Raw genomic sequence first — 9,935 nt, forward strand, 5'->3', positions numbered from 1 at the left:
TTGGCTGGAAAAATGCCGACGATTGTGGAAGAACTGTGAGAGATATTTGAATACCAGCCTTCAGTTCGTCAATCTGGCATTTCTCGTCGTGTTGCTGCGCAGAAAAAATACTGAATAGGCTGTAATACCATTCGGACATGGTGCGGCAATGGGAAACAAAAAAAAGATGGCTTCCCAAAACCCAGATTCAAAGGCAGAGAATTACATTTCTCTAAGCAGGATGTTGAAGATTGGGAACGCGGGAAACAATTTTAGTCAACTTATTCCACCAGCGCTCATAGGCTTCTCTCTGCTCGTTTAGGTAGGTGTGCTTATCGTACACCTGCCATACGCCCGGTAGTTTATGACCAATCATGATTTCAGCTACATGAGGCGGGGTTAATTCAGAAATCTCAGTGCGCATGGTTCGGCGTAAGTCGTGGATTGACCATGAGGTATAGGAGTCATCAAAATATTTAGACATCTTTTCACTTAGCCGATCAATTATCACGCAATGTGACGATTTCGAAAATGGCCTACCTCCAGATATAGCAAACAAATACTGACTTCCACCATTAATTTTTTTTGCTTGCTCAATTAATTCTTTCGCTGCTGGAATGATCGGTCTAATAATAGGCTTTTTGGTTTTCCTTCCTGTTTTATGATTAGCAGGAGGCACAATCCAGACATTTTTCTCATAGTCAAAATCAACCACTTTAGCCTTTAATAACTCACCAATACGGCACCCGAACAAAAGAGACAACTTTACCATTAAAGCATTACGTAAATTGTAATTAGAAGATTCAATAATATGAAAAAGAATTGCCAATTCATCTTCGCTTAAGGTTCTCCCACCTATATCATTATCATCCTCATCAGAACCCAAATTTGCACCCTGACTTCCCAAATCACTTGACATGACATTAGCTATCGGAGTGTTGTTAGTCATTCCACGTCGAACAGCCCACTTATGTGCTTTCTTGGAGTACGACAATATCCGAGCGCCTGTTGTGGGGGAATGCTTAGACACCTCTTCTATCAAGGATAGCCAAACATGAAGCGTCGTCTCATCATGTGGCATTCCACCAATTTTTGGAAAAACATAAATCTCAAAACCACGCAATATTTGCCCGGCAGCAACCTTCGAACCTTGCATTGTCGCTTGCCACCAGTCCCGTATTAGTTCCTCCACAGTCACAGCATTCAAAGCAGCTTCCTTTCTAACACGTTTAACTATTTTGGGATTACGGTGTTGTTCTAACTCTCCACGGTAGAAAGTTACAGCGTCACGAGCATCTTTTAAGCTCGTCGCTGGATAGGTTCCTATATCTATTCGATCCCCCTTTCCATCCCATCGATACCTAAATTGAAATATGATTTTACCTTTGGGGGTAACACGAACAGATAGACTATCCCTATCTGATTTGGTAGTGATTTTTTCTTGGGGTTTACCATTGGTAGAGCGAAGCCACGAATCAGTGATTGCCATATTATTTTCCTCAAAAAATAACACAGCTTTTAATGTATTTTATGTACACCAAAATGTACATATTTATGATGTAACCAGATAGATATTTGTGAATACAAACGAATCATTAAATCAGTATTTGGCTTTATTTCTATTTAAAATCAAAAAATTAAATAATATTCGATGAATATTTACATATACACATGATTACGCATGAACAATTGTTAGTAATCAACTGATAATTCAAAACATCATTCTCTTGGCCATTCATAAGACGTGCACAACAACGCCGGTAAAAACCGGCGTTGTTGATGTGCAATGGGGTAGCAATTACCATACTCAATTTGTAGCAGTATTACCTACTTTTGCCAACTCTTCATTACGAAGTTCTCTACGAAGAATTTTACCTACATTGGATTTTGGCAACTCATCGCGGAATTCAACGATCTTCGGTACCTTATATCCTGTCAGGTAACGACGACAATGCGTTTTAAGTTCATCCTCAGTCAAACTGGGATCTTTGCGTACCACAAATACTTTGACAATTTCTCCTGAATTTTCACTTGGAACGCCCACTGCTGCGGACTCTAACACTTTAGGGTGGGAAGAAATGATATCTTCTATTTCATTTGGATAGACATTAAATCCGGAAACCAGAATCATGTCTTTTTTCCGATCCACAATGCGGAAAAAACCTTTTTCATCTACGCTGGCAATATCCCCAGTTGCCAACCAGCCATCTTTCAACACCTCATCCGTCGCATCAAGGCGATTCCAGTAACCTTTCATTACCTGTGGCCCACGCACCCACATTTCACCCACTTCACCCTGTGAAACTTCATTACCATCATTCCCTACTAGCTTAATTTCTGTTGAAGCAATGGGGAAGCCAATGCTATCACTGTAATAAGTTAAGTTATGTGGGTTAGCTGAAACCAGAGGAGAACATTCCGTCAATCCATAACCTTCCAGTAGATGACGACCTGTCAGGTTTTGCCACTTTTCAGCCACCACTCGTTGTACAGCCATGCCGCCGCCAACAGATAAACGTAATGAGGAGAAATTCAGCTTCTGGAATTCCGGATTATTCAGCCAGGCATTGAATAGCGTGTTAACACCTGATAATGCAGTAAAGCGATAACGCGATAGTTCCTTGACCGTGCCGTTTACATCGCGAGGGTTAGTAATCAACAAATTCTGCCCACCCAATTCAATAAAGAACAGGCAATTTATCGTCAAAGCAAAGATATGGTACAACGGCAACGCAGTTACCACTAATTCTTGCCCAGGCTTCAATAATGGAGAATAACAAGCTCTAGTCTGTTCGAGGTTTGCCAATATATTACGATGAGTTAGCATTGCACCTTTCGCAACCCCTGTGGTACCTCCCGTATATTGCAGAAAAGCCAAATCCTCATTTTTCACATCCGGTTTGACATACTGCATCCGGTAGCCTTTATGAATCGCACTACGAAACGAAATGGCATCCGGTAAGTGATATTTAGGTACGAGCCGCTTAACGTATTTAACGACAAAATCAACAAGGGTTCCTTTGGGACGTGAAAGTTGGTCACCCATACGCGTCAAAATAACGTTTTTGACTTGCGTATTAAAGACAATTTTTTCTAGGGTATGCGCAAAGTTAGAAACAATAACAATGGCAGATGTGCCACTATCATTAAGCTGGTGTTCCAATTCACGCGGGGTATAGAGCGGGTTCACATTTACAACAACCATACCTGCACGCAGAATACCAAATAGTGCAACGGGGTATTGCAGTAAATTGGGCATCATCAATGCCACACGATCCCCTTGTTTCAACCCTAGGCCATTCTGCAAGTAGGCAGCAAAGGCACGGCTACGCTCTTCCAATTTACGGAAAGTCATTACCTCGCCCATATTGATAAATGCGACCTGATCGGCATAACGCACTACAGCATTTTCAAACATCTCAATCAGCGACGAATAACGGTCGGGATCGATTTCTGCCGGAACATCTGCCGGATAATGTTTTAGCCAAACTTTTTCCAAGTTGAATACTCCTGAAATCTAATTGCGATGTAACCACTGACCATAAAAAAACCGACTTGTGTATTTAACAAATTATTAACTCAGCGTACCAGTTTGCAAAGCAACAATGTTCAGGTTGGCGATACACATCACTAATTTAGTACTATTAATTACTGCAAAAAAATAAGGCAGCTTTTGCTGCCCATATATTTTTTATTACTTATCAAATAATTAGATGAACTATTGGCACTTTAATTTATAATTCACTAATTATACACTGGTTTACTAATTTCTGACTTAAAGTCTTATCATTATTCCAAATAGTTATAAGTGAATTATTTAAATTAAAGGATAATTATTAGAAGCTTATATCACAAAACGGTGGGAAATTGTCTCTTTTGCAAAACGGGATAACTCTGGATACCCCTCTTAAATTGGCAAAAAGTTTATTCAGTTAAAATTGTTTCAACTGATACAGGTTGAAATGGCGAATAACCGCGCCAAAATGGATCATAAGGGTTGCCATAATAGCTCCACGGATCAATTCCTACAGCAGAAGGCAAAATCATTCTCTGAGATTCATACCAACGTTTCACTCCCGCAGCATTCATCACAACATAATTATACGGGCTATTGCCTACGTTTCCTTTTTCAAGACCAGTAATCAAACCTACAACAGTTACATAATGATCTTTAAAATCACTGGGTTCTAAGAAAGAATTCACGTAAGCATAAACTCGACCCAAAGATGGTGCATCCAAACGTGGGGCTGCATTGCTTGCTAGTGGCATGGCGGATATTTCTAATCGAGTCTGGTTTTTTTCATTCAAGACACTAAGTACTTTGCCACCAAATCTACCTTCATGGCCAACATATAACTCAGGCATGTTCTTGACAGAAAGCAGATTTTCCACCGGTGTTTTAGTCGTTCCTTTAATAACATCAGGAACTGACACACAACCCGCAAGTACCAAGGTTCCCAATAGTGCCATCGCTTGCAGTATGCTTCGATAGTGTGTTCCATTAAGCATAACACCTCCAACGCAGAAAAATCTTATTAGGCTAACCATTAATCTGGTTAGCCATACTCTATTCCTTTATATTCATGGACACCACTTTCTGCCACAAGTTGCATGAATTTTATTGACCAGACAGAAGCGCCTTAACGACCCGGCAATTTTTTCCATGTCACTTCATTACGTAAATAAACGGGTTCAGCATATTCAACCGCTGTCACTTCCCCAGCTTCCCACATCTGGATTGCCAGTGGCAGCATATCTTCTGCATGGGGTAAAGTAATGTCACTTGCTGTCAGTGTTAACTGGCTCTCCAATAATTGAGGATAAGCCTCCCATCCTGTTCCAGCAATTGCCCATTCGCCTGACAAAGAGCTCATAACCTCTTGCACTTGTTCAGGTTTCAAAACCGCTTCCGTTTCATTGCCCTGCCATTCACCTTGTGAATTACGAGTGTATTGTCCCCAATAAACTTCCCCCATCCGCGCATCAATAGCAACCAAAACGTTTGTTGCTCCTTTTAGGCGAAAAGCCCCTTGCGCCATTGTTTTCAGGGAAGAAACGCCAACCATCGGTAATTCAGCACCCAATGCCAGCCCTTGAGCGATGCCAACACCAATCCGTACACCAGTAAAACTACCCGGCCCACGGCCAAACGCTAACACATCTAATTGTTGCAGGCTCACGCCACCCTTTGATAAAACCGCTTGAACCATCGGTAAAATACGTTGAGTATGCTCTCGTGGAGAAATTTCAAACTGTGCTTCAACAACACCTTCATTCCAAAGTGCAACAGAACAGGCTTCAGTTGCAGTATCAATAGCTAAAATTCGCGTGGACATGCCTTAACTCCGGCAAGATATAGGATTCAAAACAAGGGGCTATACTACCATAGCCCCAACATCATCGCCCCGACATTTTATTACCCAGACTGCGGTGGGCGTGATTTCAGAAACGCAATTGCTTTTGATAAATCACGAGTACGGGGAGCGGGAGGCAGGCTATTTAGAAAAACCTCACCGTATGGACGCAACACTAATCGATTATCACAGATAACCACAACGCCATAGTCGTCAATATCACGGATCAGGCGCCCAACGCCCTGCTTCAAATCAATCACAGCATCGGGAAGCTGGACTTCGTGAAAAGCATCCCCGCCTTTGAGTTGGCAATCCTCGATACGTGCCTTAAGCAAGGGATCATCGGGCGCAGTAAATGGTAATTTATCAATAATAACACAGGATAATGCATCACCTCGGACATCCACCCCTTCCCAAAAACTGCCAGTCGCTACCAGCAATGCATTACCCGCAGAGATAAATTGTGCCAGCAGTTGTGTCTTGCTCGTTTCACCCTGCACCAATACTGGCAATGTCATACTGGCACGAAACTCTTCTGCCAAACTGCGCATCATTTGGTGAGAAGTACAGAGGAAAAAACAACGTCCTTTATTGCTTTCAATCAAAGGCTTCAACATACGAGCCAGCCATTTTGCACCACCATTTTGGTTAGGTGATGGCAAATGACGCGGAACACACAATAACATTTGGCGTTGATAATCAAATGGACTCGGCAGAAGTAATGTTTGGGCTTGTTTCAGCCCTAAACGTTCAGTGAAATGATTTAACTGTTCATTGACCGACAATGTTGCCGATGTAAAAATCCAACTCCCCTGTTGTTCACGGATCATCTCACTGAATTTGTCGGCGACAGATAACGGTGTTAGCGCCAGCAAAAAATGCCGCCCATAACTTTCGAACCAATAGCTGTAATTAGGTATACTGACATCAATCAGACGCTTAAGGCGATTGCGGTAAACTGTTGCCCGCTCAAAAGCCGCATCCAACATGGCTGAACGCCCCAAAGAGAGCTTCATCACGTCATAACAAAGCTCAAGGGCATCATCCAACCGCACTAATGCGCGCTGAACTTGCTGATGTTGCAAAAATTCACGAAGATTGCCTCGATAACTGTTTTCACCTAATGACAAACGAAAATCTTGTGTACTTTGGCTGAGACGATCTGCACTTTTTTGCAATTGTGCCTGATCCCGCACTTCAGTGCGATAAGCCAGGATGATATCCCGCGATAAATCCATCAATTGACGGCTACTTAACTGCTGACCAAAATATTGGCTGGCAATATCAGGGATCTGGTGAGCCTCATCGAAAATCACCACATCAGACTGCGGGATTAATTCCCCAAACCCAGTATCCTTAACCACCATATCAGCCATAAATAGGTGGTGGTTAACAATCACCACATCAGCTTCCAACGCTTTTCGACGGGCTTTCAGAACGAAACATTCCTGATAGCATGGGCAATCACTGCCAAGGCAATTGTCATTAGTACTCGTTATCAATGGCCAAACAGTGCTATCTTCCGCCACCTGATGACAAGTGCTGATATCGCCATCTTTTGTATGATCTGACCAATGCTTCAATTTAATGACTTCCGCCAAGATTTCAGCTTCCATCTGGGAATTGCCGATCGACTGTTGCTCAAGGCGTTCAAGGCATAAATAATTTGAGCGCCCTTTCAATAGCGCCAGATTGCCTGTAAAACCTAACGCATCAACGATAGTGGGTAGATCTCGATTGTAGAGCTGATCCTGCAATGCCTTAGAACCCGTAGAAATAATCACTTTTTTACCGGAACGCAAAGCAGGTACAAGATAAGCAAATGTTTTACCGGTTCCCGTTCCTGCTTCTACGACCAATTGTTGCTGTTTTTTAATCGCAACTGTAATAGCTGAAGACATTTCCCGCTGAGCATCGCGTGGCTTGAAACCAGGTATGGCTTTGGCTAGTATGCCATTTTTCGCAAAATCGTCTGACACAAACAGTCTCTTTCAATAAAAAATGTGGCAGAATTATGCCAATACTAAGTTGTAATAACTACTCAATTCAGCAAAAAACTGGATAAATTAACAGGAGATTTAATGACTATTAAACGCATTGATCCAGATATCCGTTGGTCAGAAGCAGTCGTTCACAATGACACTATCTATTATACCAGCGTGCCAGAACAACTGGATGGTGATATTACAGAGCAAACCGCCGATACTCTGGCAGCCATTGATACCCTGTTACACCGTCTTGGTTCAGATAAAAACAAGATCTTGGACGCTACGATTTTTCTGGCGGACAAGGCCGATTTTGCAGGCATGAACGCTGCCTGGGATGCATGGGTTGTTGCCGGAAGTGCTCCAGTCCGCTGTACTGTTCAAGCGGCGTTGATGGATCCTAAGTATAAAGTAGAAATCAAAATTATTGCCGCTTTATAATCTGCACTTATTAAACAAACATGGCATTGAATGAACAATAACTCATTCAATGCCATGTTTAGAAATGAATTTACAAAATGAAATTTAAGGAATGGAGAGTAAAAAAATTAAGCCATCTTAATAATAATTATACCAATTAATAGCAGCAAAATACCACTCCATCCCTTAAAATTCAGTCGTTGATTAAACATTATCCAGCCGGCCGCCACTGTAGCAATAATGCCGAATGCACCCCATAAGGCATAAGCAACGGAAAGTTCTATCCCTTTCACTGCCTGGGCCAACGCGCTAAATGCGCCCAAAACAGCAACCAGAGATAAAATACCAATCCAAAGACGCTGAAAGCCATTAGATAGTTTCAATAAAATATTTGCCACAATTTCCAAAACAACGGCCAGAACCAGAAACGCACCATGCCACCATTCAAATTGAGTTAGCATATCATGCCTCCCTAATTTGCTTGTTCGAAACAGTGTTTAATGTTCTTGATGGATTATTCTTAACTGCATGGTTTTTTGTTGTATTGTTTGAAGCTTGGCCTTGACTCTTTTTCTCTCCCATTTTGATCAAAGCAATTCCGGCTATCAACAATGCTAATCCACTAATTTTCATTAATGACAGTGATTCGTTGAACCATATCACACTAAAAGTGGTAATAAACAGGATCCCAATACCTTCCCACAGAGCATAAGCCACGCCCAATGCCACTTTTTTCACAGCAACTGCCAGTAAAATATAAGAAGCTGTGATCATGGTGTACATCACAATCATGCCTGTAAAATCACCAGAAACGCTGGCTTGTTTCATTGACAGAGTACCAATTACTTCTGTCATAATCGCCAATACAAGAAACACCCAATAAATCATTTTTTCTCTCCTGAACATACTGATAAGCATGCCAAGATATCAAGCTATAAATGCCAACAAAGTCGGCTGCAAATGCAATTGCGTAATATCAGAATCAAACTGAATTTTTAGCAAAATATTTTGGCAAATGAAAATTGCCGGTGAAGAACCGGTTAGCAGGAGAAGGCCCTAAAGGGCACCGCACCAATAGTGCTCACTGGATAAGATAGTTGAGAGGAAAAAAACATGAGTACAACGTTGAATTTTATTACTATGTTGAATGTTGACGCTTTTGGCGCTATTCATGGTGTTTTATTCTTTCATCACACGACAACAGTATAACCATCGCATGATATACTACGAACCCTCATATTAGTAAGTGAATAGTATATTTCTATCATAACTCACAATAAAAAGCAACGATTTATATTTGGTTCATCAAACTCCACTTTTTTACTAAAAGTGGAGTTTGAAATAATTTATATTAAAGTTTCATTATTCAGGTATCAAATTTGGTATTTTACTTGACACCATCGGATGAGAGACGGGTACACTAGCATCGAGATCAAAATCATTAAAGGAAATGCAACGTAATACCGGATCAGTATAAGTTTTGATGTAATATTTTAAATTGGTTAAATCTGCTACAACTGACCATTTAGTATAATCATACATTGTGTTTGCAATAGACTTATCCTTTATCTAACCTTTCGGGATATCAAAATTACTTAAAATATGCTCAACAAGACGTACACTTTCTTCTCCACTGCGTTTCCGTTCAACCGATTGAGTGAAAACCTATGCCCGTACAAAATGAGAAGGTTTAATGTATGGTAATTATCGTTTGCTGTTATATTTCTTAATTGAACGTTTTTACTTAGATAGGTTTAATTTTAAAATTAAATATCTTTGATAAGCCATATATCGGCAATGAAAATAATAATACCTACCTATATTTTATTTATCTTTTAAACAACTCTCAGCTTTTTAATCCTTTCATTATTTAACCTATAAGTTAAATATTTTCATATTATTTTTTATTGCATCATTATAAAAAATGAATAAAATTCATAATATAAGCAAAGGGTTATGAAATAATCCTGATTTTTACAGAAAAACAGGGGTTTTTCTTAAGACCTTATAATAAGTTGATCAGATAAACTATCTGCATTGGTGTTATAATCGGTAATCAGATGACTTATTGCCTGTTCTTATGAAATCGAATATCACACTGTCTGAACCAGAACGTATTACATTACAACAACTTGCTTTGAACCACATACATCGGGACATCCGTACGCGAGGAACGGGGTTACTCATGCTTGCCAGA

Annotated in this window: 8 protein-coding genes and 1 pseudogene; 2 read left to right on the plus strand and 7 right to left on the minus strand. The window is 40.6% G+C overall.

The features are described 5' to 3' along the window. Positions 1-118, plus strand: a pseudogene (locus Xentx_RS18965) (IS5/IS1182 family transposase); the annotation flags it as partial. 93 nt (positions 119-211) lie between these two features. Here Xentx_RS18965 and Xentx_RS17410 read toward each other — a convergent pair. The 5 genes from Xentx_RS17410 to yoaA form a co-directional block, all read right to left on the minus strand. Next, positions 212-1,468 carry a tyrosine-type recombinase/integrase gene (locus Xentx_RS17410; RefSeq protein ID WP_074021774.1) on the minus strand — a complete coding sequence of 419 codons (1,257 nt, stop codon included), beginning with the start codon at positions 1,466-1,468 and terminating at the stop codon, positions 212-214. A 318-nt stretch (positions 1,469-1,786) separates the two neighbouring features. Continuing rightward, entirely contained in the window at positions 1,787-3,478 is a 1,692-nt protein-coding gene (gene fadD, locus Xentx_RS17415) for a long-chain-fatty-acid--CoA ligase FadD (RefSeq protein ID WP_074021775.1), read from the minus strand. Positions 3,479-3,903: 425 nt separating this feature from the next. Continuing rightward, the gene (locus Xentx_RS17420; RefSeq protein WP_074021776.1) at positions 3,904-4,488 is read right to left on the minus strand and encodes a Slp family lipoprotein; all 585 of its coding nucleotides are present in this window, start codon (positions 4,486-4,488) and stop codon (positions 3,904-3,906) included. Between the two features lie 131 nt (positions 4,489-4,619). Beyond that, positions 4,620-5,315 (minus strand): tRNA (adenosine(37)-N6)-threonylcarbamoyltransferase complex dimerization subunit type 1 TsaB, encoded by a 696-nt coding sequence (gene tsaB / locus Xentx_RS17425; RefSeq protein WP_074021777.1) that lies wholly within the window; start codon positions 5,313-5,315, stop codon positions 4,620-4,622. 80 nt (positions 5,316-5,395) lie between these two features. Then, complete coding sequence (gene yoaA, locus Xentx_RS17430; protein WP_074021778.1) at positions 5,396-7,312, minus strand: DNA repair helicase YoaA; 1,917 nt, start codon at positions 7,310-7,312, stop codon at positions 5,396-5,398. 102 nt (positions 7,313-7,414) lie between these two features. Here yoaA and Xentx_RS17435 point away from each other — a divergent pair, with 102 nt between their 5' ends. Next, positions 7,415-7,759 carry a RidA family protein gene (locus Xentx_RS17435; protein WP_074021779.1) on the plus strand — a complete coding sequence of 115 codons (345 nt, stop codon included), beginning with the start codon at positions 7,415-7,417 and terminating at the stop codon, positions 7,757-7,759. 107 nt (positions 7,760-7,866) lie between these two features. Here Xentx_RS17435 and mdtI read toward each other — a convergent pair whose 3' ends face one another. Together mdtI and mdtJ are read right to left on the minus strand one after the other, a co-directional pair. Beyond that, on the minus strand, positions 7,867-8,199 hold the full coding sequence (gene mdtI / locus Xentx_RS17440; RefSeq protein WP_074021780.1) for a multidrug/spermidine efflux SMR transporter subunit MdtI: 333 nt from the start codon (positions 8,197-8,199) through the stop codon (positions 7,867-7,869). Position 8,200: 1 nt separating this feature from the next. Next, positions 8,201-8,626, minus strand: coding sequence for a multidrug/spermidine efflux SMR transporter subunit MdtJ (gene mdtJ, locus Xentx_RS17445; RefSeq protein ID WP_074021781.1), 426 nt, complete (start codon positions 8,624-8,626; stop codon positions 8,201-8,203). Positions 8,627-9,935 lie beyond the last annotated feature (1,309 nt).

The sequence above is a fragment of the Xenorhabdus thuongxuanensis genome (assembly GCF_001908095.1).
Taxonomy (GTDB): Bacteria; Pseudomonadota; Gammaproteobacteria; order Enterobacterales; family Enterobacteriaceae; genus Xenorhabdus; species Xenorhabdus thuongxuanensis.